The sequence below is a fragment of the Nocardiopsis sp. EMB25 genome (assembly GCF_026797795.1).
Classification (GTDB): domain Bacteria; phylum Actinomycetota; class Actinomycetes; order Streptosporangiales; family Streptosporangiaceae; genus Nocardiopsis; species Nocardiopsis lucentensis.
On sequence record NZ_JAMTDN010000001.1, the window covers coordinates 777,612 to 800,441 of the forward strand.

Annotated in this window: 22 protein-coding genes; 17 read left to right on the forward strand and 5 right to left on the reverse strand. The window is 70.9% G+C overall.

Annotated features, from left to right (window positions below; translation table 11 throughout):
- The first annotated feature begins 141 nt into the window (after positions 1–141).
- The 11 genes from ftsW (at position 142) to KIK06_RS03330 (ending at position 12,281) form a co-directional block, all read left to right on the forward strand.
- Positions 142–1,572 (forward strand): putative lipid II flippase FtsW, encoded by a 1,431-nt coding sequence (gene ftsW / locus KIK06_RS03280; protein ID WP_268641845.1) that lies wholly within the window; start codon positions 142–144, stop codon positions 1,570–1,572.
- Complete coding sequence (gene murG, locus KIK06_RS03285) at positions 1,569–2,729, forward strand: undecaprenyldiphospho-muramoylpentapeptide beta-N-acetylglucosaminyltransferase (protein ID WP_268641847.1); 1,161 nt, start codon at positions 1,569–1,571, stop codon at positions 2,727–2,729. Before ftsW ends, murG begins: the two co-directional genes overlap by 4 nt.
- Positions 2,726–4,180, forward strand: a complete 1,455-nt coding sequence (gene murC, locus KIK06_RS03290; protein WP_268641848.1) for a UDP-N-acetylmuramate--L-alanine ligase — start codon at positions 2,726–2,728, stop codon at positions 4,178–4,180. The genes murG and murC overlap by 4 nt, the downstream gene beginning before the upstream one ends.
- 398 nt (positions 4,181–4,578) lie before the next feature.
- Positions 4,579–5,343: a cell division protein FtsQ/DivIB gene (locus tag KIK06_RS03295; protein WP_268641849.1), complete on the forward strand. Its 765-nt coding sequence runs from the start codon at positions 4,579–4,581 to the stop codon at positions 5,341–5,343.
- A gap of 487 nt (positions 5,344–5,830) precedes the next feature.
- Positions 5,831–7,366, forward strand: a complete 1,536-nt coding sequence (ftsZ, locus tag KIK06_RS03300; RefSeq protein WP_268641850.1) for a cell division protein FtsZ — start codon at positions 5,831–5,833, stop codon at positions 7,364–7,366.
- A gap of 240 nt (positions 7,367–7,606) precedes the next feature.
- A complete protein-coding gene (gene pgeF, locus KIK06_RS03305; RefSeq protein WP_268641851.1) occupies positions 7,607–8,326 on the forward strand; it encodes a peptidoglycan editing factor PgeF in 720 nt (239 codons plus the stop codon).
- Between the two features lie 155 nt (positions 8,327–8,481).
- Complete coding sequence (locus KIK06_RS03310) at positions 8,482–9,210, forward strand: YggS family pyridoxal phosphate-dependent enzyme (RefSeq protein ID WP_017600238.1); 729 nt, start codon at positions 8,482–8,484, stop codon at positions 9,208–9,210.
- Positions 9,211–9,346: 136 nt separating this feature from the next.
- Positions 9,347–9,874 carry a cell division protein SepF gene (locus KIK06_RS03315; protein ID WP_017600237.1) on the forward strand — a complete coding sequence of 176 codons (528 nt, stop codon included), beginning with the start codon at positions 9,347–9,349 and terminating at the stop codon, positions 9,872–9,874.
- 39 nt (positions 9,875–9,913) lie between these two features.
- Entirely contained in the window at positions 9,914–10,213 is a 300-nt protein-coding gene (locus KIK06_RS03320; protein WP_017600236.1) for a YggT family protein, read from the forward strand.
- Between the two features lie 127 nt (positions 10,214–10,340).
- Positions 10,341–11,228, forward strand: coding sequence for a DivIVA domain-containing protein (locus KIK06_RS03325; RefSeq protein WP_017600235.1), 888 nt, complete (start codon positions 10,341–10,343; stop codon positions 11,226–11,228).
- Between the two features lie 93 nt (positions 11,229–11,321).
- Positions 11,322–12,281: a hypothetical protein gene (locus tag KIK06_RS03330; RefSeq protein WP_268641852.1), complete on the forward strand. Its 960-nt coding sequence runs from the start codon at positions 11,322–11,324 to the stop codon at positions 12,279–12,281.
- 83 nt (positions 12,282–12,364) lie between these two features.
- Here the strand turns inward: KIK06_RS03330 and ileS are convergent, their stop codons facing one another.
- Positions 12,365–15,565, reverse strand: a complete 3,201-nt coding sequence (gene ileS, locus KIK06_RS03335) for an isoleucine--tRNA ligase (RefSeq protein WP_017600233.1) — start codon at positions 15,563–15,565, stop codon at positions 12,365–12,367.
- Positions 15,566–15,932: 367 nt separating this feature from the next.
- On the opposite strand from ileS, the gene KIK06_RS03340 reads away from it, so the two are divergent.
- From KIK06_RS03340 to KIK06_RS03355, 4 genes are all read left to right on the forward strand, one after another.
- Positions 15,933–16,193, forward strand: coding sequence for a hypothetical protein (locus KIK06_RS03340; RefSeq protein ID WP_268641853.1), 261 nt, complete (start codon positions 15,933–15,935; stop codon positions 16,191–16,193).
- Between the two features lie 187 nt (positions 16,194–16,380).
- Complete coding sequence (locus KIK06_RS03345) at positions 16,381–16,791, forward strand: TraR/DksA family transcriptional regulator (protein ID WP_017600231.1); 411 nt, start codon at positions 16,381–16,383, stop codon at positions 16,789–16,791.
- A 29-nt stretch (positions 16,792–16,820) separates the two neighbouring features.
- The gene (gene lspA / locus KIK06_RS03350) at positions 16,821–17,396 is read left to right on the forward strand and encodes a signal peptidase II (RefSeq protein ID WP_268641854.1); all 576 of its coding nucleotides are present in this window, start codon (positions 16,821–16,823) and stop codon (positions 17,394–17,396) included.
- A complete protein-coding gene (locus tag KIK06_RS03355; protein WP_268641855.1) occupies positions 17,393–18,319 on the forward strand; it encodes an RluA family pseudouridine synthase in 927 nt (308 codons plus the stop codon). Before lspA ends, KIK06_RS03355 begins: the two co-directional genes overlap by 4 nt.
- A 55-nt stretch (positions 18,320–18,374) precedes the next feature.
- Here KIK06_RS03355 and KIK06_RS03360 read toward each other — a convergent pair whose 3' ends face one another.
- On the reverse strand, positions 18,375–19,340 hold the full coding sequence (locus tag KIK06_RS03360) for a DMT family transporter (RefSeq protein ID WP_268641857.1): 966 nt from the start codon (positions 19,338–19,340) through the stop codon (positions 18,375–18,377).
- Between the two features lie 73 nt (positions 19,341–19,413).
- Between KIK06_RS03360 and KIK06_RS03365 the strand changes: the two genes are divergently transcribed.
- Positions 19,414–20,319: a LysR family transcriptional regulator gene (locus KIK06_RS03365; RefSeq protein ID WP_268641858.1), complete on the forward strand. Its 906-nt coding sequence runs from the start codon at positions 19,414–19,416 to the stop codon at positions 20,317–20,319.
- Between the two features lie 35 nt (positions 20,320–20,354).
- Here KIK06_RS03365 and KIK06_RS03370 read toward each other — a convergent pair whose 3' ends face one another.
- The 3 genes from KIK06_RS03370 to KIK06_RS03380 all read right to left on the reverse strand — a co-directional run bounded on the left by KIK06_RS03370 (position 20,355) and on the right by KIK06_RS03380 (position 22,322).
- Complete coding sequence (locus tag KIK06_RS03370) at positions 20,355–20,672, reverse strand: AzlD domain-containing protein (protein ID WP_017600226.1); 318 nt, start codon at positions 20,670–20,672, stop codon at positions 20,355–20,357.
- Entirely contained in the window at positions 20,669–21,394 is a 726-nt protein-coding gene (locus KIK06_RS03375; protein WP_442789734.1) for an AzlC family ABC transporter permease, read from the reverse strand. Before KIK06_RS03375 ends, KIK06_RS03370 begins: the two co-directional genes overlap by 4 nt.
- Before the next feature lie 70 nt (positions 21,395–21,464).
- On the reverse strand, positions 21,465–22,322 hold the full coding sequence (locus tag KIK06_RS03380; RefSeq protein WP_268641860.1) for an AraC family transcriptional regulator: 858 nt from the start codon (positions 22,320–22,322) through the stop codon (positions 21,465–21,467).
- A 63-nt stretch (positions 22,323–22,385) separates the two neighbouring features.
- Between KIK06_RS03380 and KIK06_RS03385 the strand changes: the two genes are divergently transcribed.
- Complete coding sequence (locus KIK06_RS03385) at positions 22,386–22,829, forward strand: GNAT family N-acetyltransferase (protein WP_017600223.1); 444 nt, start codon at positions 22,386–22,388, stop codon at positions 22,827–22,829.
- Position 22,830: the final 1 nt, after the last annotated feature.

A 22,830-nucleotide genomic window follows, 5' to 3' on the forward strand; every position in this document is an offset into this window, starting at 1 on the left:
CACGAATGTGCGCGCGGGCGCCTCCAGTGTGCCCGGTACCACTCACCCGGGCGCCAAAGATAGCCAACACGCGGGAAATGTCCGCGCTCTCGCACGTGCCCGTACGCCAGTATTGAGGCGCGAATCGTGCGGAGGGTGTGGATGGCGGCGACGACAACGGTCCCAGGGGTGACCCGGCCCAGGGGACGCGCGGCGACCGGTGGGCGCCAACGGGCGCTCTGGCGTGAGTGGGCGCGGTCCCTCGACCGTCCCCTCACCTCCTACTACCTGGTCCTGGGCACCGGCGTGATGCTCATCGCCCTGGGCCTGGTCATGGTGCTGTCGTCGACGATGGTCAACTCGATCACCGAGACCGGCTCAGCCTTCTCGATGTTCCAGCGCCAGATGGTGTCGGCGTGCATCGGCCTGCCGCTCATGCTGCTCGCCTCCCACCTGCCGCAGTGGGTGCTGCGCATCGCGGGCTACCCGGCGATGATCATCTCCGTGGCCTTGCTGCTGCTCACCACGTTCCAGGGCACCGAGGTCAACGGCGCCATGCGGTGGCTGGAGATCGGTGGTCTGACCATCCAGCCCTCGGAACCGGCCAAGCTCGCCTTCGCCCTGTGGGGCGCCAACGTGCTCGCGCGCAAGGAGGAGCTGCGGGAGCTCACCGAGTGGCGGCACCTGCTCTTCCCCCTGTTGCCCGGATGCGGGCTGCTCGCGCTGCTCGTGCTGCTGGGGTCGGACCTGTCCACGACGCTCGTCCTGCTGCTCGTCTTCCTCTCCCTGCTGTGGGTGGTCGGTGCGCCCGGGCGGCTGTTCGTGGCCATGTTCGGGCTGGTCACGGCACTGGCCGTGATCGTCATCGCGATCGAGCCCTACCGCATCACCCGCGTCACCGCCTTCCTGGACCCCGGCTCCGACCCCACCGGGAACGGCTTCCAGTCACTGCACGGGCTGTACGCGCTGGGCACCGGTGGGGTGTTCGGCCTCGGTATCGGGGCGAGTCGGGAGAAGTGGGGCTTCCTGCCGTTCGCCGAGTCGGACTTCATCTTCGCGATCATCGGTGAGGAGTTCGGCCTCATCGGCACGCTCGTGGTCATTTCCCTGTTCGGCGTGCTGGGGTACGCCGGACTGCGCGTGGCCCGCAGGGTCGATGAACCCTTCGCGCGCCTGGCCGCCATCGCGCTCGTCGCCTGGATCCTCGGCCAGGCGATGATCAACATCGCCGCTGTCATCGGCCTGGTCCCCGTCACCGGGATCCCGCTGCCCCTCGTCTCCTACGGCGGTTCCGCGCTCATTCCGACCATGGTGGCCCTCGGTGTCCTGCTCGCCCTGGCCAAGGCCGAGCCCCAAGCGAGGAAAGCCCTGGCGGCCCGGGGTCCCAGTGGGGCCCAAAGGGCTCTAAGCTGGCTGGGCCTGGACAATGTCGGTACCGCGGTGCCCAAACGGAGTGGCGCCGCGGTCCCCAGGCGCTCCACCACAGCGCGCGGCTCCCGGACGGCGGGCCCCCGTGGTGGCAGGACGACGGCCAAGCACAGGAGCGGACCGGTCCCGGCGGGTGACCGGCCAAGGAGGAATCGGCGACGATGAGGGTAGCCCTAGCCGGAGGCGGCACGGCCGGGCATATCGAGCCCGCACTCTCCCTTGCCGACGCGCTCAGGCGCGTCGACCCCAGCACGGAGATCCTCTGTCTGGGCACCGAACGGGGGCTGGAGACCAGACTGGTTCCCATGCGCGGTTACGAGCTCGGCCTGATCCCGGCGGTTCCCCTGCCACGCAAGCTCACCCCCAAGCTGCTCACGGTCCCGGGCAAGCTCGCCGGCGCGCTCAGCGCCGCGGGTGAGCAGCTCGACCGGCTCCAGGCCGACGTCATCGTCGGTTTCGGCGGCTACGTGGCCACACCCGGCTACCTGGCCGCTCGGCGGCGGCGCATCCCGATCGTCGTGCACGAGGCCAACCCGCTTCCCGGCCTGGCCAACCGGCTGGGGGCGCGGTTGACCCCGCACGTGTACACCGGGCACCCGCACACCCAGATCCGCAACGGCCGTTTCGTCGGCATCCCCCTGCGCGAGCAGATCACCAAGCTGAACCGGCTGGCGATGGGCGACAAGGCCCGTGCCTACTTCGGCCTGCGCCACGATCTGCCCACCCTGCTGATCTTCGGCGGCTCCCAGGGCGCCCAGCGCATCAACGAGACCGCCTTCGCCGCCGCCCCCTACTTCCGGCAGAGCGGTGTCCAGGTCCTGCACGTCGTCGGCCCCAAGAACGCCGAGGAGCCCCAGGACCTGACCCAGGACGGCATCCCCTACGTCGCGGTCCCCTACGTGGACCGGATGGACATGGCCTACGCCGCGGCCGACATCGCGATGTGCCGCTCCGGTGCGATGACCTGTGCCGAACTCACCGCCGTCGGTCTGCCCGGCGCCTTCGTCCCGCTGGCCATCGGCAATGGTGAGCAGGCCCTGAACGCCGAACCGATCGTGCAGGCGGGCGGCGGCCTCATGGTCAACAACGCCGACGTCTCCGTCGAGTGGATCACCGGTCAGCTCATCCCCCTGCTCACCGACACCGACCGGGTCGTGACCATGTCCGAGGCGGCCGCACGGATGGGCCGCAGGGACGCCGACATGGAGTTGGCCCGCGAGGTCATGGCTATCGCCCGCGGCGACAAACCCACCCCGGAGCTGCCCGTCGAGGACGGCGACGGCGACGAGGTCTTCTACGACGACGGCAAGGACGCTCGATGAGTCTTGTTCCTCCCACCGACCCGGTCCCCGTGGACAAGCTCGGCCGCACCCACTTCATCGGCCTGGGCGGCGCGGGCATGTCCGGTATCGCCCGTGTCCTGCTCCAGTCCGGGGTCGAGGTGTCGGGCAGTGACGCCCGGGACAGTGAGACCCTTCGCGAACTGGAGGAGATGGGCGCGAGGACACACGTCGGCCACGCGGCCGAGCACCTGGGCGCCGCCGAGACGCTCGTGGTCTCCTCCGCCATCCGCGACGACAACCCCGAACTGGTCGAGGCCCGCCGACGCGGTCTGCGGATCCTGCCGAGGGCCGCCGCCCTGGGCGCGCTGCTGCTGGGCCGTGAGGGCGTCGCCGTGTCCGGTACGCACGGCAAGACCACCACCACGTCGATGGTCGCCGTCGTGCTCCAGCACCTGGGCGCCGAGCCCGGCTACGTGATCGGCGGCAAGCTGGTCACCACCGGCCTGGGCGCCGACGCGGGGATCGGCCCGGCCATCGCCGTGGAGGCCGACGAGAGCGACGGCTCCTTCCTCATGCTCTCCCCGAAGATCGCCGTGGTCACCAACGTCGAAGCCGACCACCTGGACAACTACAGCGGTCTGGACGAGATCCACGCCAATTTCGCCGCGTTCGTCGACCGGGTCGAGCGCACCCTGATCGTCGGCGTTGACGACCCGGGCGCCCGTCGGGTCGCCGAGATCGCCCGTGAGCGCGGCAAACGCGTCGTGACCTACGGAGAGGCCGACGACGCCGACTACCGGATCACCCGGACGGTCGCACGCGGCTTCACCACCGAGTTCACGATCGAGACCGCCGGCGGCGATCCCATCGACGGCACCCTGGCGGTCCCGGGGCGGCACAACGTGCTCAACGCGGCCGCCGCGCTCGTGGTCGCCGACGAACTCGGCCACGACCTGGACGTCGCGGTGGAGGGTATCGCCGACTTCGCCGGTGCCGCGCGCCGCTTCGAGCTCAAGGGCGAGGCGGACGGTGTGGCGGTCTATGACAGCTACGCCCACCACCCCACGGAGATCGAGGCCGACCTGCGCGCCACCCGGGCCGCCCTGGAGTCGGTGGCCGGGGAGGCGGCGGAGCGGGGACTGCCCCAGGGCCGGGTCGTCGCCCTCTTCCAACCCCACCTGTACAGCCGCACCCGCTTCTTCGCCGACGAGTTCGCCGCCGCGCTCAGCCTCGCCGACGAGGTCGTCGTCATGGAGGTCTACGCCGCCCGTGAGGACCCCGATCCCGGGGTGACCGGCGAGCTGATCACCTCCAGGGTCGACCACGACCGCGTGTGGTACGTGCCCGGAAGGGACGAGGTCGTGCGCCGTGTGGCCGAACTCGCCCGCCCCGGGGACATCGTGCTCACCATGGGCGCGGGTGACGTCACCGAGCTGGGGCCGCGGATCGTGGAGGCCTGTGCCGAGGCCGCGGAGATCGCGGCCGGGTAGGCCGTCCGGGCGACGGGCGGGCGAGGCGAGCCGCGTGGCGAGGAACGAGCGACAGGCGTGGCCGAGGATGAGGCATCCCTGCCCTCGGGGCGCCCGAACACGGGCCGAAGCCAAGCGGCAGGCCCAAAGTAAGCAGGGGGAGACACGTGAGCGCTGACCAGGGCGGGACGAAGACCAGCACGAAACCGGCTTCGAAACCTGCTTCGAAGCCGGGCACGAGAGCGCGGAGGAAGTCCGACCCCTGGAAGCTCGCCTTCGTGGCGCTGCTGGTGGTCGCCCTGGTCTGCGTGGTCACAACGAGCGACAGGCGTGGCCGAGGATGAGGCATCCCTGCCCTCGGGGCGCCCGAACACGGGCCGAAGCCAAGCGGCAGGCCCAAAGTAAGCAGGGGGAGACACGTGAGCGCTGACCAGGGCGGGACGAAGACCAGCACGAAACCGGCTTCGAAACCTGCTTCGAAGCCGGGCACGAGAGCGCGGAGGAAGTCCGACCCCTGGAAGCTCGCCTTCGTGGCGCTGCTGGTGGTCGCCCTGGTCTGCGTGGTCACCTGGGTGCTCCTCGGGTCCCGGCTGCTCGTGGTGCGCGACGTCGCCGTCACCGGCCTGGACAGGGTCTCGGCGGAGGAGGTCGTGGCGGCCGTCGACGTGCCCACCGGCACGCCGCTGATCCGTGTCGATCTGGAGGGCGGCGCGCAACGGGCGGAGTCCGTCGAACTGGTGGAGTCGGCCACGTTGACACGCGGCTGGCCCGCCACCCTCCGCGTGGAGGTGGTCGAGCGCCAACCGCTGTTGGCGGTCCGGGCCGGTGACGAGTACCGCCTCGTGGACGGGGACGGCGTGCGCATCGAGGATTCGCCGACGCGCCCGGGCACCCACCCGGTGGTGCGCGTCACCGGTGAGGTCGAGGGGAACGAGGCGGTCCGGGCGGCGGCGGACATCGTCGAACGCGCACCGGACTCGCTCCTGGCGCAGATCCAGCTCATCGACGCCACCGAGACCGACGCGATCACCCTCGACCTCGGTGACGGCTCCCTCGTGGAATGGGGCGACCCCTCAGGCACCGCCGACAAGAGCGCCGTCCTGCGCGTGCTCATGCGTGAGCACCCCCCGCAGGACGGGCTGGTCTACGACGTGAGCGTTCCTGACCTGGCCATCGTTCGGTGAAGCGTTACCCAGTGCGAGGAAAAGGAACGACAGGGTCGCTCACCGCGCCCAGGAGGAGTGTCGTGGGCCACCCCGCGGGACGTTTTGCCGATCGGCGCGGACATTCCAGACGCGACGCGCCGAGTGCGCACATCGCTTCCCCGTGTTATGCGCGGTTAGGCTGATCCCAGCACGGTTGCCCGTACTCGGCAGTCCGCTTACTGTCGGGAAGCACAACCACCGTCAAGAACGTAGCAAAACACGCTTTTCGGGGTACGCAGGAACCGTTCTCATCCGTCCACGAGGCGGAGGGCATCGGCCGGTCGGCCGGATGCGGAACGGGATCAGGTGGCCCCGGGTCCCTTGACACCGGCGTCGTGGACGCCGCGGTGTGGGGAACCCGAAACGCACATGGAGTAAACCGGATGCCGAACCTGAGGCGTCTCCGGCGGCCAGAGCCCCGGACACGGTGAGGGGACGGCTCATGCGAGCGGAAAGGCCCCTCGTCGTGGCAGCACCGCAGAACTACCTCGCGGTCATCAAAGTCGTCGGCATCGGCGGCGGCGGTGTCAACGCCGTCAACCGAATGATCGAAGAGGGGCTCAAGGGCGTCGAGTTCATCGCCATCAATACCGATGCCCAGGCGCTGCTGATGAGTGACGCCGACGTCAAACTCGACGTCGGTCGTGAGCTCACCCGCGGTCTGGGAGCCGGAGCCAACCCCGACGTCGGCCGTAAGGCCGCCGAGGACCACCGTGAGGAGATCGAGGAGGTCCTCAAGGGGGCCGACATGGTCTTCGTCACGGCAGGCGAGGGCGGTGGGACGGGCACCGGAGGGGCACCCGTCGTCGCCAACATCGCCCGCTCCCTCGGGGCCCTCACCATCGGTGTGGTCACCCGCCCCTTCGGGTTCGAGGGCAAGCGGCGGGCCACCCAGGCCGAGTCGGGAATAGCGATGCTCCGTGAGGAGGTCGACACACTCATCGTGATTCCCAACGACCGGCTGCTGTCCATCTCCGACCGTCAGGTCAGCGTGTTGGACGCCTTCAAGGCGGCCGACCAGGTCCTGCTCTCGGGTGTTCAGGGCATCACCGACCTCATCACCACCCCCGGCCTGATCAACCTGGACTTCGCGGACGTGAAGTCGGTCATGCAGGGCGCCGGCTCCGCGCTCATGGGAATCGGATCGGCGCGCGGGGACGATCGCGCGGTCGCGGCGGCGGAGATGGCGATCTCGTCACCGCTCCTGGAGGCGAGCATCGACGGGGCCCACGGGGTCCTGCTGTCCATCCAGGGCGGCTCCGACCTGGGCCTGTTCGAGATCAACGAGGCCGCCCAACTCGTGGCCAACTCGGCCGCGCCCGAGGCCAACATCATCTTCGGCGCCGTCATCGACGACGCGCTCGGCGACGAGGTGCGCGTCACCGTGATCGCCGCGGGCTTCGACGAACCCGAAGTGACCGGTCCCGTGGTGCGGGAGCGCCGCCCCGTGGACCCTTCTGAGGCCGCCGCCCCCAAGGCGATCACCGAGACCGCACCGGAGGCGCCGAAGGAGCGGGCGTCGTCCGTGGCGGACACGGGTGGGGCGACGGCCGGCACCGTGCCGTGGACCGCTCCGACGCGACCGGAACCGACCAGCGCCCCGGAGCCCGCGCGCCCGCAGGCCCAGCCGGTCCAGTACCAGCAGGTGGAGCCGGAGCGGCCGACGCCGGCCGTCCCGACCGCCTCCTTCGCGCCGACCACCCCGGCCACGCCGTCGACTCCGTCGGCGCCGACCGAATCGGAGCCGCCCGCGGAGACGCCGTCGCACGCCCCGACCTCCTTCCCGGAGAGCCACGCCGAGCCCGCCGCCGAGGCGGCGCCCGCTCAGGAGCGGCCGGTCGAGCGGGAGACGGAGGAACCCGCTGCGCGGGAGGGGCGCAACGGTCCCATCCACGCCGTCACCGACTCCACCGCCGAGCGGCGCGGCGAGGTTCCCACACCCCGGCGCCGTGTCATCTTCGACGACCCCGACGACCTGGACATCCCGGAGTTCCTGAAGTAACGGGATCCAACCCCGGTAGCATCTGAGTGCCGACGGCCCCGCCTTCCGTGGCGGGGCCGTCGTCGCCCCCGGGGATGTCGTTCACACGGCCGTGCCTCCCCGTGCGGGCCCGAGGACAGACCACCGTTCCGCGAAGCCGCTCCCTGGGCGGTGGTGGGCGGCGAAAAGGTAGAACTGCGCCGGAGGCGTCCGTTGAGGGGGTCCCCCCACGAAGCGGCCTCCGGGCTAGGGGAGGGCCGGATGGGCAACGTCATCGACCTGGGCCGCGGCGTACGCGCGGCCGTCACCGAGCGGAGCGGCGGTGTGAGCGCGCCGCCCTACGACTCCCTCAACCTCGGACTCGGCACGGGGGACGCGCGCGAGGCGGTTTCGGCCAACCGGGAGACCGCGGCTCGGAACCTCGGCTTCGACGTGGACCGTGTCGTGTGGATGAACCAGGTGCACAGCGCCGACGTCCTCGTGGCCGCCGGACCGGGGGAGGTGGGCACCTGCGACGGGGTGGTCACCACCCGTTCCGACCTGGTCCTGGCCTCGATGGCCGCCGACTGCCTGCCCGTCCTGGCCGCCGACGCCGAGGCCGGAGTGCTGGGCGCGGCCCACTCCGGCCGCCTGGGGACGGCGGAGGGTGTGGCCGCCAACCTGGTGGAGACCATGGTCGCCCAGGGCGCCGACACCGACCGGATCACCGTCTTCCTCGGCCCCGCCATCTGCGGCAAGTGCTACGAGGTGCCCGAGCACGTACGGGACGAGACCGCCCGGAACACGCCCGAGGCCGCCTGTGCGACCCGCCAGGGCACGGCCGGTGTGGACATGCTCGCCGCCGTCACCGCCCAACTGCGCCGCGCCGGGGTCACCGACATCACCGCCGACGGCCGCTGCACCCTGGAGAGCCCCGAACTCTTCTCCCACCGCCGCGACGCCCCGACCGGACGGTTCGCCTCGTTCCTCTGGCGGGTCTGAGCCCCGGACCGGGTCACCCGGTACCGTTCCCCACCCCGGGAGACGGGACGCCAGGTCGTACTCTGTGTCTGCGATGGTGGGTGGGCCCGTCACCACCACGGGCCACCTCGAATGACTCGATTCACCCCGGTCCTGCGGGGAACAGAAGGGAAACAGTGTCACACCCCGACCCCGCGCGCGTAGCCCAGGTCCGCGCGAACCTCGACGCCGTACGGGCCAGGATCGACGCCGCCTGCGCCAAGGCCGACCGTGACCCCGCCGAGGTGTCGCTGGTCGCCGTCACCAAGACCTACCCGGCCAGCGATGTGCGCGTCCTCGCCTCCCTCGGCGTCACCGACGTCGGGGAGAATCGCGACCAGGAGGCCGCGCCGAAGGCCGCCGAGACCGCCGACCTGGATCTGACCTGGCACTTCGTCGGCCAGTTGCAGACCAACAAGGCCCGCTCGGTGGCCGGTTACGCCGACGTCGTCCACTCGGTGGACCGGGCTCGTCTGGCCCGGGCCCTGGGCGAGCGCGCCGCGGCCGCCGGACGGCATCTGACCTGTCTGATCCAGGTCAACCTCGACTCCGACTCCCAAGCGGGCGTGATCGGACCGCGCGGCGGAGTCGACCCACGGGACGCACTCGACCTGGCCGAGCGGATCGACGAGCACGAGGCGCTCACCCTCGGGGGTGTCATGGCGGTGGCTCCGCGCGAGGGTGACGCCCACGCCGCCTTCGCCCGATTGCGGGCGGTCGCCGACCGTGTCCGCGACCGCTACCCGGGGGCCGCGGCGATCTCGGCGGGGATGAGCGGTGACCTGGAGGCGGCCGTCGCGCACGGTTCGACACACCTGCGACTCGGCACGGCGTTGCTCGGCGACCGGGCGCCGATCGTGGGGTAATGTCCCCACATAGACCTTGGGGCCCGTCTGTGGAGTTCGCCCCAATGGGCGCTCCGCCCCGCGAGGGTGGTGAGGGACGGGTGAAGATGGAGGAGCTGGCTGCGGTGAAGGCCGCGGGGACGACGGAGGGCATGGGATGGCCGGCGCGATGCGCAAGATGGCGGTCTACCTCGGCCTCGTGGAGGACGACCGTTACGATCACCGCTATGCGGACGAATATGATGAGTTCGACGAATTCGACGAGGGGTCGGATGAGGGGCGGGACGGCGACGCCGACGCTCCGCGAGGCGAGGAAGCACGGGGCGACTCAGTGACGGACACCGACGACTACCTGGGTTCGGGCGACCGGCGCGGTGGCTCGACCACGGTGGCCTCCACCGCCGACCTCGCGCGGATCACCACGCTCCACCCCCGCACCTACAACGAGGCGCGTACCATCGGAGAACACTTCCGGGAGGGTACACCGGTGATCATGAACCTGACCGAGATGGTCGACAGTGACGCCAAGCGTCTCGTCGACTTCGCGGCTGGTCTGATCTTCGGTCTCCATGGCAGTATCGAGAGGGTCACCAACAAGGTGTTCCTGCTCTCTCCGGCGAACGTCGAGGTGACCGCCGAAGACAAGGCGCGGATTGCTGAGCGAGGGTTCTTCAATCAGAGCTAGACCATCACACCTGTCCAAAGATTGGGTCGGGGAACGACCGTGAGTATCGTCCTGTCAGTGCTGCTCATCGCGCTCCAGATCTTCCTTTTCGTGCTGATCGCGAGAGTGGTCCTGGAGATGGTGCAGTCCTTCTCCAGGACATGGCGTCCCACGGGGTTCGTGCTCGTGCTCGCTGAGATCGTGTACACGATCACCGACCCACCACTGAGGTTCCTGCGTCGGTTCATCAAGCCGGTGCGACTGGGGAGCATCGCACTCGACCTGAGTGTGTTGATCCTGTTCATCGCCGTGTGGCTGCTGATGAACGTACTCGGGGGCCTCGCAGCTACGGTCGCGTAGGGATACACAGGGCAACGAGATACCCCTGATTCCGTTATGTGGTCTTGGTCATGATCTGGATTGCCGTAAGGTCACGATCAGGTAGCGTCCCTACGGACAGACTCCCAAGCGCGCCAAGGAGACGAAGATGCCGCTGACACCCGCGGACGTGCGGAACAAGCAGTTCAGTACCACCCGGCTCCGACCGGGATACGACGAAGAAGAGGTCGATGCCTTTCTCGACGAGGTCGAGTCCGAGCTGGACCGGCTGATCCAGGAGAACGAGGAACTGCGCGGCAAGCTCGCCGAGTGTCTGCGCGGCAAGGTCCCCAACGCCGGCATGCAGGACTTCCAGCAGCAGGAGGCCGCTCCCGAGCCCCAGCAGCACGTCGAGCAGATGCGCCCGGAGCCCGTCCAGCCGCCGCAGGCCGTCGAGGCTCCCCAGCCTCCCGCCCAGCCCGCCCAGATGTCGATGACCGGTGCGAACCTGGCCATGGGCGGCGAGGAGAACATGGACACGGCCGCCCGTGTCCTGGCGCTCGCCCAGCAGACCGCCGACCAGGCGATCTCCGACGCCCGCCGCGAGGCCGACGAGACGCTGGGCCGCGCCCGCCACGAGTCCGAGGACATCCTCGGCAAGGCGCGCCGTCAGGCCGACCAGATCATCGGTGAGGCCCGCGCCCGCTCCGAGAACCTGGACCGCGACGCCCAGGAGCGCCACCGTCAGGTCATGGGCAGCCTCGTGCAGCAGCGCGAGGAGCTGGAGCACAAGGTCAACGTCCTCAAGGACTTCGAGCGCGAGTACCGCAGCCGCCTGAAGGACTACTTCGAGCGGCAGCTGCGCGAGCTCAACGAGGAGGGCAAGTCCGGTGAGCCCAACCCGAACACCACGGGTGGCTTCCAGACGATGGCTCCCCAGTCCGGAGGGGCTCCGTCGCTCCAGCAGCACGGCCCCGCGGGCAACCCGTTCGGGCAGCCCGAGCCCGCCCCGCACGGTGGTTTCCACCCGGGTGAGGCTCCGCACGAGCGCCGCTGAGCTCGGCGGTGTGCGGTTCCGAACAACTGAAGACTCCGGCTCAACGCGTGTAAAGGCCCTGGTCGACCCGTGATCCTTAGCGTCATCGCAACCGTGGCGGTGCTGGCGGCCATCGCCGTCATCGCGGCTGCCCTGCTGTTCGCCGAGACCACCTTGGTGTACGTCGCACTCGGACTCGGCGCGGTCAGCGCCCTCCTCCTGGTGGGGGCGATGATCCAGGGCCGGTTCAGCGGGGGAGGATCGCAGCGGGAACGTTCCGGGACGGACGGTTTGGGGAAGGCGTCCGTCCCCGTGACACCCCCGGTTCCCCACGAACGGCCGGAGGACCCAGGGCGTGTACCCGCACCGGTGCCGGAACCGGTGCGGGAGGTCACCACGGCCCAGGAGCCACGCCTCCAGGACACACGGGTCGTCGAGGAGCCCGGCGAGCCGGAGCCCGGTCCTCCCGGTGGAGAGACGCCCGTGGCGGCCGCGTGGCCGAAACCGGACACCGGGCCTCCCGCCCCCGAAGACTCCCGCGAGCGGATCGCGGAGGAGGAGACGAGCCCCGCGGACACACCGGACACGGTGTCCGCCCGGGAGGCCGCGGACGAACCGGCCCCCGCGCACGACGACGGGACGCCCCCCGAATCCCCCACCGAGCGGGACACCCCCGCCTCCGAGACCATTCCTGACGGGGACGATACTCCCGCCACCCCCTTCAGCTACCGGATCCCGAGCCTTCAGGACACGGTCGACGCGGCCGCACCGGCCCCCGCGGCGACCGATACGGTGCCCGCCGCATCCGATGCGGCGGAGATCGCCGCGCCGACCGCCCACGAGGTGACCGAAGCCGACGACGAGCCCTCACCGAACGACGCCGGGGAGCGCGAGGAGGCCCGCGCCGAACCGGACGAGGACGCCGCCGACGGGGAGGCCGGGGCCGAAAGCCACGAGCCGGAGCCGCAGACCCCGGCGGACACGGTCGAGGACGACACCGACACCGCCCCCACCACGCCCGCGGAGGACCGTGCCTCCGCCACCGAGGACGAGGAGCCCGACCGAGTCCACTGACACGGACCCGAACGCACGACGGGCGCCGCTCCACCCTCCGGAGCGGCGCCCGTCCGCCTTCACGGTCAGTCGGAGCCCGACCGTCAGACCCGGCGGAACCCGAAGGTCACACCGAACTCCTCGGACGAGGCGGTGAACAGGTCCTCACCCGACTCACCGGCGACGAAGGCGTCCGCCAGGACCTCCCCGGCGATCGCGTCCCCGTGCTCGACCAGAGCCTGTTCGGTGCTCTCCTGCGACGCCGACCACCACACGTGGATCCGGTCGGAGACCTCCAAACCGCTGCGCTTGCGGGCGTCCTGGAGCATCCGGACCATCTCCCGGGCCAGGCCGGCGCGGCGCAGCTCGGGAGTGAGCTCCAGGTCCAGGGCGACGGTCTCCCCGGACTCGGAGGCCACCGTCCAGCCCTCCCGGGGCTGCTCGGTGACCAGCAGCTCGTCGGCGCTGACGTCGACGGGTTCGTCCTCGACGCGCACCTGCGCCCAACCGGTGTCGCGGACCCGGGCGACCAGCTCGGCCGGATCGGCCGCCTGGATCGCCTTGGCCACCAGCGGGGTGCGCTTGGCGAACCGCTTGCCCAGGGCTCGGAAGTTCGGCTTGACGACGTAGTCCACCAGGTCGCCGCCCACGGAGGACAGCGCGTCCAGCCGCTCGACGTTGAGCTCGTCGGCGACCTGGTCGCGCAGCTGGACCGGCAGTTCCGCGAACCCGGGCGCGCCCACCAGGGCACGGGCCAGCGGCTGGCGGGTGCGCACCGCCGAGTCGACGCGGGCCGACCGGCCCAGTTCGACGAGACGGCGGGTGAGCCCCATCTGCTCGGACAGCCCGGTGTCGATCAGGTCCTCGTCCACCGTCGGCCACGACGCCAGGTGCACCGAGTCGGGGGAGTCCGGTCGGCGCAGCGCCGACCACACGTGGTCGGTCAGGAACGGCACGATCGGCGCCATCAGCAGGGTCACCGTCTCCAGCGCCTCGAACAGCGTCGCGAACGCGGACGCGCCCTCCGGGGTGTTCGCCCCGCCCCAGAACCGGCGGCGGGAGCGGCGCACGTACCAGTTGGACACGTCGTCGACGAACGCGGTCAGGCGCCGCCCGGCCGTGGTGGTGTCGAAGGAGTCCATCGCCTCGGTGACGTCGCGGACGACCTCGTTGAGCTCCGACAGCAGCCAGCGGTCCAGCAGCGGACGGTCCTTCGGAGCGGGCGCCTGCGCCAGCTTGGCGTGGTCCCAGCCCTCACCGGCGTTCGCGTACAGGGTGAAGAAGGAGACCGTGCTGTAGTAGGTCAGCAGGACCTTGCGGACGATCTCCTCCAGGGCGGCGTGACCGACCCGCCGGGCCGTCCACGGGGAGCCGCTGGCGAGCATGAACCAGCGCAGCGCGTCGGCGCCGTGCCGGTCCATCACCGGGATGGGCTCCATGACGTTGCCCAGGTGCTTGCTCATCTTGCGGCCGTCCTCGGCGAGGATGTGGCCGAGCACGACCACGTTCTCGAAGGAGTTGCGGCCAAAGACCAGGGTGCTCACGGCCAGCAGCGAGTAGAACCACCCGCGCGTCTGGTCGATCGCCTCGGAGATGTACTGCGCCGGGAAGTTCTCCTGGAAGGTGTCGGCGTCCCGGTGCGGCGCGCCCCACTGGGCGAACGGCATCGACCCGGAGTCGAACCACGCGTCGATGACCTCCGGCACACGGCGCGCCACCCGCTCCTCCTCGGGCAGCGAGGGGTCGGCGTCGGGGTCGGGGATGACGACGTCGTCGACGTAGGGGCGGTGCGGGTCGAGGTTGGACAGGTCCTGCCCGCTGAGCCGGCTCAGCTCCTCCAGGGAACCGACGCAGATCTGGCGTCCGTCGGGGAACTCCCAGATCGGCAGCGGCGTGCCCCAGTAGCGGTTCCGGGAGAGCGCCCAGTCGACGTTGCCCCGCAGCCACTCGCCGAAGCGGCCCTCCTTGACGTTCTCCGGAACCCAGTTGGTGACGTCGTTCTGGGCGATGAGCTCGTCCTTGACCGCCGTCGTGCGGATGTACCAGGACGGGACCGCGTAGTACAGCAGCGCGGTGTGGCAGCGCCAGCAGTGCGGGTAGGAGTGCTCGTACTGCTGGTGGCGGAACATCAGGCCGCGGTCCTTGAGGTCGCGGACCAGGGTCTTGTCGGCCTCCTTGAAGAAGGTCCCGCCCACCAGCCCCAGGTCGCCCTCGAACGTGCCGTCGGGGCGCACCGGATTGACCACCGGCAGGCCGTAGGCGCGGCAGGTGGTCATGTCGTCCGCACCGAAGGCGGGGGCCTGGTGGACCAGGCCGGTACCGTCCTCGACGGTGACGTAGTCGGCGAGCAGGACGAAGTGCGCGGGCTCGTCGAAGGGGACGAGGTCGAAGGGGCGCTGGTAGGTCCAGCGCTCCATCTCGTCACCCTCGAACCGCTCGCCGGTCAGCTCCCAGCCCTCGCCCAGGACCTTCTCGAACAGGGGCTCGGCCACCACCAGGCGCTCGGTGCCGTCCGTGGCCACCACGTACGACACGTCCGGGTGCACGGCGACGGCCGTGTTGGAGACCAGCGTCCACGGGGTCGTGGTCCACACCAGGAGCGAGGTCGGGTGCTCGGGCGTGGCCAGCGGACCGGAGGTCACCGGGAAGCGCACGTAGACGGACGGGTCGGTGACCGTCTCGTAGCCCTGGGCGAGCTCGTGGTCGGACAGCGTCGTGCCGCACCGGGGGCAGTAGGGGCTGATCCGGTAGTCGCGGACCAGGAGCCCCTTCTCCCAGATCTGCTTGAGCGCCCACCACACGGACTCCACGTACTGGGGGTCCATGGTGCGGTAGGCGTCGTCCATGTTCACCCAGTAGCCCATGCGCTCGGTCATGGCGGTGAAGGCGTCCACGTTGCGCAGGACGGACTCGCGGCAGCGGTCGTTGAACTCGGCGATGCCGAAGCTCTCGATGTCCTTCTTGCCGGACAGGCCCAGTTCCTTCTCCACGGCGACCTCGACGGGCAGGCCGTGGCAGTCCCACCCGGCCTTGCGGTCGACGTGGTAGCCGCGCATGGTGCGGAAGCGAGGGAAGACGTCCTTGAACGCACGGGCCTCGACGTGGTGCACGCCGGGCTGGCCGTTGGCGGTGGGCGGCCCTTCGTAGAAGACCCAGTTGGGGCCGCCGCGGGTCTGGTCGAGCGAGCGCTGGAAGACGTTCTCCTTCGACCAGCGGCCGAGGATCTCGCGCTCCGTCGCGGGTAGATCGATCTGCGCGGGCAGTTGGGGCAGCGCGCGGGATTCGGGCCGGGGGTCGTTGGCCACCGTCGTACCTTTCCATCAGGGGTGTGCCTGACGGAGGGACGAGGCTCAAGCCCCGCGGTACCACCCTCCTTGGAACCGCGGCCGATCCGCTGGGCGGTCGGCGGGCGGGTCCCTCTTCGTTACGCCGGTGCCGGTTCTACTGGGGAGCGCGGGGCTCCCGTTCCTCCGGCGGCTCCGGGGTGATCTTCGCGCTGGTCGTGCCCCCGGGCTCCCACCAACCCCGGGTCGCTTGGACGGAGTGGGCCCTCTAGGCTGTGTCCGTCCGGTCGGGGCCAGCGTTACTCGTCCCCATCGACGCCTTGAGAGTCAGGATAACGCAGCGCGGTGCGGTGCACGGCGCGATTTCGCCCAGGGGAGGGTGCCGGTCATGGCGGAGGGCACGCGCGGCGCGGTCATGGTGAGCCTGCCCGACCGCGAGGACGCCGACGAGCTGGCCGAGCAGTTGCTGGAACAGGGCTACGAGCCCTGTCACGTGCACCGGGACATGCTCGCCGGGGAGGACGACGCGGAGGACGTGGACTGGGTGATCGAGGTGTGTACCGGCCCCCACGGCGGTCCGGCCGTGTTCGACGAACCCCACCTGTCCGCGCTCGCGGAGGACTACGGCGGGTTCGCCTCCGCGCAGTAGCACCGGGAAGCACCGGGGCTTGGCCGTCGTTTGAACCAGGTGAGACGAGGGCACACCGCCTGGATCATTGCCTTGGGCTCGTGTTTTGCCTAGGCTTCCGGCACCGCTCGCGCAACGTCCCACGTGGGGGAGGTCCCGCGGTCCGCGGGGCATGGGGCGGGCGAGCCCGTCTGGGAGGGGAAGTGCGATGAAGGCCACTGAAGCCGCCAGGCTGCCAGTCCGTCCGGGGGAGGAGCCCTGGACACCGGAGGAGATCGCCGAGGTCCGCGAACAGCTCCAGAACGAGATCGCGGCCCTGCGCGAGGAGATCCGCGAGAGCGAGGACGAGCTCGCCGCCCGGCTGAGCGACCCGGTCGAGGGGGCGGGGGACGACCCCGCGGACACCGGGGCCAAGGCCTTCCAGCGCGAACACGATCTGGCGTTGGCCTACAATACTCGTGACCTGCTCGCCAAGAGCGAGCGGGCGATCGAACGGATGGACGCGGGAACCTACGGGGTCTGCGAGTCTTGCGGCCAGGCCATCGGGAAAGCACGCCTGCAGGCCTTCCCCAGAGCCACCCTGTGCGTCACCTGCAAACAGCGCGAGGAGCGTCGCTGACTGAGGTAGAGCCCTCCGGGGACAGCAACATGACCACGCCCGACACCGCCGGGGCGCGACCGCGCAGGTACCTGCTCCTGCTGCTGGTCGCGCTCGCCGCGGTCCTCGCCGACCTCGCCACCAAGCAGTGGGTCCTGTCGACCTTCTCCGAGGGGGAGAGCGTCGACGTGATCGGCGGGCTCCTCCAGTTCACACTGGTGTACAACACCGGGGCGGCGTTCTCACTGGGCACCGACCACACGTGGATGTTCACCGGCATCGCCATCGTCGTGGTGGCGGCCATCGCCTACCTGGGTCTGCGCGTGCGCAACGTCTGGTGGGGGATCACCCTCGGCCTGATGATGGGTGGGGCGGCCGGAAACCTCCTGGACCGTCTCTTCCGTGACCCCGCCCCCTTCCACGGCGCGGTCGTCGACTTCATCCGCGTGCCGTACTGGCCGGTGTTCAACATCGCCGACTCCTGCGTCGTGGTGGGCGCGTGCCTGGTGGTGCTGTTGACCTTCAAGGGGATCAATCTGGACGGCAGCCTGGCCGTGGACGAGAAGAAGAAGGACGGCGCGGCGGACCGTTCGGACGATGACACCGACGAGGGGACGGGCAAGTGACCGACACACGGAGCCTGCCGGTGCCCGACGGGCTGGAGGGCGACCGGCTCGACGCGGCGATCGCCCGCATGTTCGGTCTGTCGCGCACCCGCGCGGCCGAACTCATCCTCGACGGCAGTGTTCTGGTCGACGGGGCCGAGGCGGGCAAGTCCGACCGGGTCCAGGCCGGCGCCTGGCTGGAGATCACGCTCCCGCCGCCGCCCGTCGCGCCGGTGCCGCGCCCCGAAGCGGTACCGGGTCTGCGGATCGTGCACGAGGACGCCGACATCATCGTCGTGGACAAACCGGTCGGCGTGGTCGCCCACCCCACCGTGGGCTGGACCGGGCCGAGCGTCCTGGAGGGGCTGCTCGCCTCCGGTATCCAGGTGGCGACCAGCGGAGCGGCCGAGCGACAGGGGATCGTGCACCGCCTGGACGCCAACACCACCGGTCTGATGGTCGTGGCCAAGAGCGAGACCGCCTACAGCGTGCTCAAGCGGGCGTTCAAGGAACGCACCGTGGACAAGCGGTACCACACGCTGGTGCAGGGGCACCCCGACCCGTTGCGCGGCACCGTCGACGCGCCGATCGACCGGCACCCCTCAGGGGACGGGCGTTGGGCCGTGGTCGCCGGGGGGCGTCCCTCCGTCACCCACTACGACACCCAGGAGGCCTTCCGGGCCGCCAGCCTGCTGGAGATCAAGCTGGAGACCGGGCGCACACACCAGATCCGCGTGCACATGTCGGCGTTGCGTCACCCGTGCGTGGGAGACATGCTCTACGGAGCCGACCCCACACTCGCCGAGCGGCTGGGCGTGCGGCGCCAGTGGCTGCACGCGGTGCGGCTGGGCTTCGACCACCCGACGGAGCACCGCCCGGTGGAGTTCGCCAGTCCCTATCCGGACGACCTGGCAGCGGCGGTGGAGACGCTGCGCGAGGACTGAACCGCCACACGCGCCGAGGGGGCGGTCATGGGGGGCACCCACCTGACCGCCCCCGTCACGTTTCCCGGGACGGGGGGCGACGGGTGCGTAGAACCCCCTGGCACAGGGCCGCGCCCAGGATGATGACCACGGCGCCCAGCGGCTGGTTCCACGTCAGCGTCTCGCCCATGAGCACGATGCCGGCCGCGATCGCCACGACCGGCACCACGTAGGTGACCGTCGTGGCCACGGTGGCGCCCGCGGCGCGCACGATGGCGTACTGGAGGATGTAGGCCGCTCCGGTGCCCAGGGCGCCCAGCGCGACCACCGAGGCGACCACCCGCCAGCCCATGTCCGCGGGCGCGTCGGTGACCAGCGGCGCCAGGATGACCAGCGGTACCGATCCCAGCAGGAGCTGGAGCGTACTCAGCTCCAGGGCGCCGTGTGAACTGCCCGCCACGAACCGCCGCAGGTAGGGCGTGCCGAGCCCGTAGCAGGCGGTCGCGCCCACCACGAGCAGCATGCCGACCAGGGCGTCCTGGTCTCTGACCGACACCTCGCTCAGGGAGTTCCACACCCCGAACACGGTGAGGACGCCGACGAAGCCGATGACCAACCCCAGCATCCGGTCCCGGTCGGGACGCTCGTCGGCGAGCAGGAGCATGGAGAACACCACGGCGAACAGCGGTGTGGAGGCGTTCACGATGCCCATGAGGGCGGAGGGAATGAGCTGCGCGGCGTATCCGAACAGGGTGAACGGCACCGTGTTCAGCAGCAGCGCGGTCACGAACAGGTGACCCCAGAGCCGGGGTGAGCGCGGTAGCCGTCCGCCGCGCAACAGCAGGACGGCCAGGAGCGGGAGCGCCCCGCAGACCATCCGTCCCAGCGTGAGTTGGATCGGGGGCAGCGCCTCGGCGCCGATCTTGATGAAGACGAAGCTGGTGCCCCAGATCAGGGCCAGGAGCACGAACTTGGTACGCCAGTCGGACAACACACGGGTGACGGTCCCGGACGTGGTCGGGGACGGGGAGAGCACGGACATACGACCGTTGTACCTTTGTCGGACGTCTTAGGTCTACTTACAGTTCCTTAATCAGTGAGTTAGAATTCCTTACATGCTCAGTGTCGACCGGCTCCGCGTCCTCCACGCCGTCGCCGCGCACGGTTCCCTCAGCGCCGCGTCCCAAGCCCTCCACGTCACCAACTCCGCCGTGTCCCAGCAGCTCACCAAGCTGGAACGCGAGGTCGGTCAGCCCCTGGTGGAGCGGACCGGGCGGGGCGTGCGCCTCACCGACGCTGCCGAGCTCCTCGTCGAGCACACCGCCCGCATCCTGTCCCTGGTCCAGCGGGCCGAGGCCGAACTGGAAGCCCACCGCGACGACGTCGTCGGACACCTGCGGCTGTCGGCCACCCCCACCGCCGTGCGCGGCCTCCTGCCGCACGCCCTGGTCTCCCTCCGCGAGGCCCACCCCGGACTGCGCCTGGAACTGCACGAGGAGGAACCGCACGAGAGTCTGCCCGCCATGGCGCGGGGGGACGCCGACCTCGCCATGGTCGTGGACTGGGACGGCGCCCCGCTGGATCTGCCCAGCGGCATGAGCCGGGCGCCCCTCATGGAGGACGTCGGTGACATCGCGCTGCCCGCCGACCACCCCCTGGCCCACCGTGAGCTGCTGGACCTGGAGGAGATCCTCACCCTGCCGTGGATCAGCTGGTCGCGCAGGTCGATCTGTGACGACTGGCTGCACGACATGATCCGCTCGCGCGGCGCCGAGCCCGTCATCATCCACAACGTCGAGGAGCACCAGACCAAACTGGCCCTCATCGCCGCCGGGATCGGCGCCGCGGTCATGCCCCGGCTGGGACGGGGACCCGTGCCCGAGGGGGTGCGGATCGTTCCCGTCCAACCCGCGCTGGTCCGCCAGGTGTACGTCTTCTGGCGCAGCGACGGCTCACGGCGGCCCGCCATCCGCGCGGTCGTGCGCGCGCTGAGGGAGTCCGCCGCGACCTACACGGAGTGACCGGGCAGCGTCCGACGCGGGCCCGCGGCTTCGCCTCAGCCCACACCCCACCACCGGAGCGCGGCCGTGGCCGTCGCGGCCACCACGACCACGACGAGGAAGGGCGCCCGCAGAACGAGGGCGACCACGGCCGCGCCGATCCCGCCCATCCGCGCGGTGTCCCAGGCCAGCGCCTGGCCCTCGCCTCGCAGTGCCTCCACGGCGATCAGCGCGGCGAGCAGGGCGATGGGGACGGTCATGGCGAACCGCTGGAGCCAGGGGTTGTCCAACAGGCGACGAGGGGCGGCGAGCCCGGCGTACTTGAGCAGGTAGCACCCGGCGGCGGTGGCGACCAGGGCGATCCACAGGGTCATGGCCGACCCTCCTCGACGGTCGCGCGGCCGGTCCGGGGCACCGTTTCCGGAGCGGGGCCGAGGAGCCCGACCAGGGCGGCCGAGGCGGCCAGCAGTACCGGCACCCCGGGTGGCAGGAGGGGTGTGGCGGCCAGCGCGACACCCGCGCCGAGCAGGGCGATCACGCGCACCCGTGTGTCCCCGTCGCGCAGCCGCGGCCACAGCAGCCCGAGGAAGACCGCCGGTCCCACCGCGTCGAGTCCGAACGCCGACACGTCGGCCACCCGGTCCGTGGCCAGTGACCCCACCAGGGTCGTGGCCACCCAGAACGCGCCCAGGACCACGTAGGTGGCCGTGAACGCCTCGCGGGCCGAGGCCCGGTCGGTGTGGGGCAGGGTCATCGCTGCGGTCTCGTCGATGACCCCGTGGGCCGCGACGGCCCGCCGTAGGCCGCGCCATCCCAGGATGTCGGCCAACCGCAGGCCGTAGAGGGTGTTGCGGGCGCCGAGCAGCAGGGCCCCGAGCACGCCCGCGACCAGACTGCCGCCCCCGGCGACCACACCGACCAGGGCGAACTGGGAGGCGCCGGTGAACGCGAACAGACTCAGGAACACCGCCTGCGCGGGCGAGAGCCCGGCGGTCACCGCCGCGGTGCCGAAGGCCAGGCCCGCCGCGCCCACGGCGACACCGAGCCCGACGCCGTCGCGCACGGCGGTGGAATGAAGGAACGAGGGAGCTTTCACGTCCACCGACGGTAGGTACGCGCCCCGGTCCAGGTCTTGAACGTTCTTGCGCGCGTGGACGGCGGCCGCCTCAGGAGGCCAGGATCGCCCGTTGGTAGGTGCCGGGCGGCACGCCCAGATGGCGTTTGAAGTGGCGGGTCAGGTGCGATTGGTCGGCGAAGCCCACCTCGGCGGCGACCTCGCCCACACGGCGGCCGGAGCGCAGCAGGGAGCGGGCGCGGTCGATCCTGAGCTGGTTCAGGTAGGCGTGCGGGGGCAGGCCGTGGGCGGCACGGAAGGCCCGGGTCAGCGCGAACGGCCCCATCCCCACCCGCGCCGCCAGTTCCTCCAGCGTGGGCGGGTCCACCATCCGCTCCGCCAGGACCTCGCGGGCCAGGGCGACCTGCGGTCGGGCGGTGCGCTCGACCGGCTCGGCGGCGCGTTCGCGTCCGTGGGAGCTCAGCAGCAGCCCCATCCCCAGCCGGGCGTGGGAGGAGGCGTCCAGCGGCTCGCCCCGCTCGGCGGCCAGGTGCGCGCGGGCCAGGGCCCGGGCGGCCTCGGGCGCGTGGATGCCCGAGTCCGTGAAGGCGGGCGTCCCGCGCATCCCCAGTTCGCGGGCGACGTCCTCGACCACCGCGGGGGAGGGGTAGAAGACCCGGTAGCTCCACCCCTCCGGGGTCCCGGCGTGGCCCGTGTGCACCTCACCCGGGCCGACGACGGCCAGACCGCCCGGACCCACGCGCGCGTGGCCGCGCTCGTGGGTGTACTCCTCGATCCCGCCCGTGATGACCCCGATCGTGTACGTGGGGTGGGTGTGTCGGACGAACGCGGTGGTGACGAAGCGCGCGGTGAGCAGTTCGGTGTCGGGCAGCCCGGAGAAACGCCAGTAGCGCGCGTGCTCCGCGCGCGGGTCCTCGACTGGCGGGTGAACGGTCTCGGGCTGGCCCATACGCCCAAGACTAGGTGCGGCGCCGGCGGCCCGACCGGTTCCGGGTGCGGTTAGTCTGCGGACATGACCAGTACCGAACCGCTGATCCGCCTGGCCGTGGACGAGCCCGACCGCGCCGCCGTGTTCGTCATCCGGGGCGCCGTGTTCGTCTCCGAGCAGCAGGTGCCCATCGAGGAGGAGTGGGACGAGCGCGACGCGACCGCGGACCACCTCCTCGCCCTGGTCGACGGTGTCCCCGTGGGCACGGTCCGACTCGTGGAGGAGGACGGGGGAGTCGGCCTGCTCGGTCGGCTGGCCGTCCTGCCCAAGGGAAGGGGGACCGGCACCGGAGCGGCCCTGGTGCGCGCCGTGGAGGACCGGGCCAGGGAGCGCGGTCTCACGGCGGTCGAACTGCACGCGCAGACCCACGCGCTCGGCTTCTACGAACGGCTCGGCTACACCGCCCACGGCGAGGAGTTCCTGGACGCGGGCATCCCCCATCTGCACATGGTGCGCCACCTGGGCTGAC

Bases quoted from the DNA above. Each gene is read 5' to 3' on its own strand.
- KIK06_RS03380 (WP_268641860.1), bottom strand. From the start codon at position 22,322: ATGGGCCAGCCCGAGACCGTTCACCCGCCAGTCGAGGACCCGCGCGCG.
- KIK06_RS03345 (WP_017600231.1), top strand. From the start codon at position 16,381: ATGAAGGCCACTGAAGCCGCCAGGCTGCCAGTCCGTCCGGGGGAGGAG.
- KIK06_RS03365 (WP_268641858.1), top strand. From the start codon at position 19,414: ATGCTCAGTGTCGACCGGCTCCGCGTCCTCCACGCCGTCGCCGCGCAC.
- KIK06_RS03360 (WP_268641857.1), bottom strand. From the start codon at position 19,340: ATGTCCGTGCTCTCCCCGTCCCCGACCACGTCCGGGACCGTCACCCGT.
- pgeF (WP_268641851.1), top strand. From the start codon at position 7,607: ATGGGCAACGTCATCGACCTGGGCCGCGGCGTACGCGCGGCCGTCACC.
- KIK06_RS03325 (WP_017600235.1), top strand. From the start codon at position 10,341: ATGCCGCTGACACCCGCGGACGTGCGGAACAAGCAGTTCAGTACCACC.
- ftsW (WP_268641845.1), top strand. From the start codon at position 142: ATGGCGGCGACGACAACGGTCCCAGGGGTGACCCGGCCCAGGGGACGC.
- KIK06_RS03385 (WP_017600223.1), top strand. From the start codon at position 22,386: ATGACCAGTACCGAACCGCTGATCCGCCTGGCCGTGGACGAGCCCGAC.
- lspA (WP_268641854.1), top strand. From the start codon at position 16,821: ATGACCACGCCCGACACCGCCGGGGCGCGACCGCGCAGGTACCTGCTC.
- KIK06_RS03315 (WP_017600237.1), top strand. From the start codon at position 9,347: ATGGCCGGCGCGATGCGCAAGATGGCGGTCTACCTCGGCCTCGTGGAG.
- KIK06_RS03370 (WP_017600226.1), bottom strand. From the start codon at position 20,672: ATGACCCTGTGGATCGCCCTGGTCGCCACCGCCGCCGGGTGCTACCTG.
- murC (WP_268641848.1), top strand. From the start codon at position 2,726: ATGAGTCTTGTTCCTCCCACCGACCCGGTCCCCGTGGACAAGCTCGGC.
- KIK06_RS03340 (WP_268641853.1), top strand. From the start codon at position 15,933: ATGGCGGAGGGCACGCGCGGCGCGGTCATGGTGAGCCTGCCCGACCGC.
- murG (WP_268641847.1), top strand. From the start codon at position 1,569: ATGAGGGTAGCCCTAGCCGGAGGCGGCACGGCCGGGCATATCGAGCCC.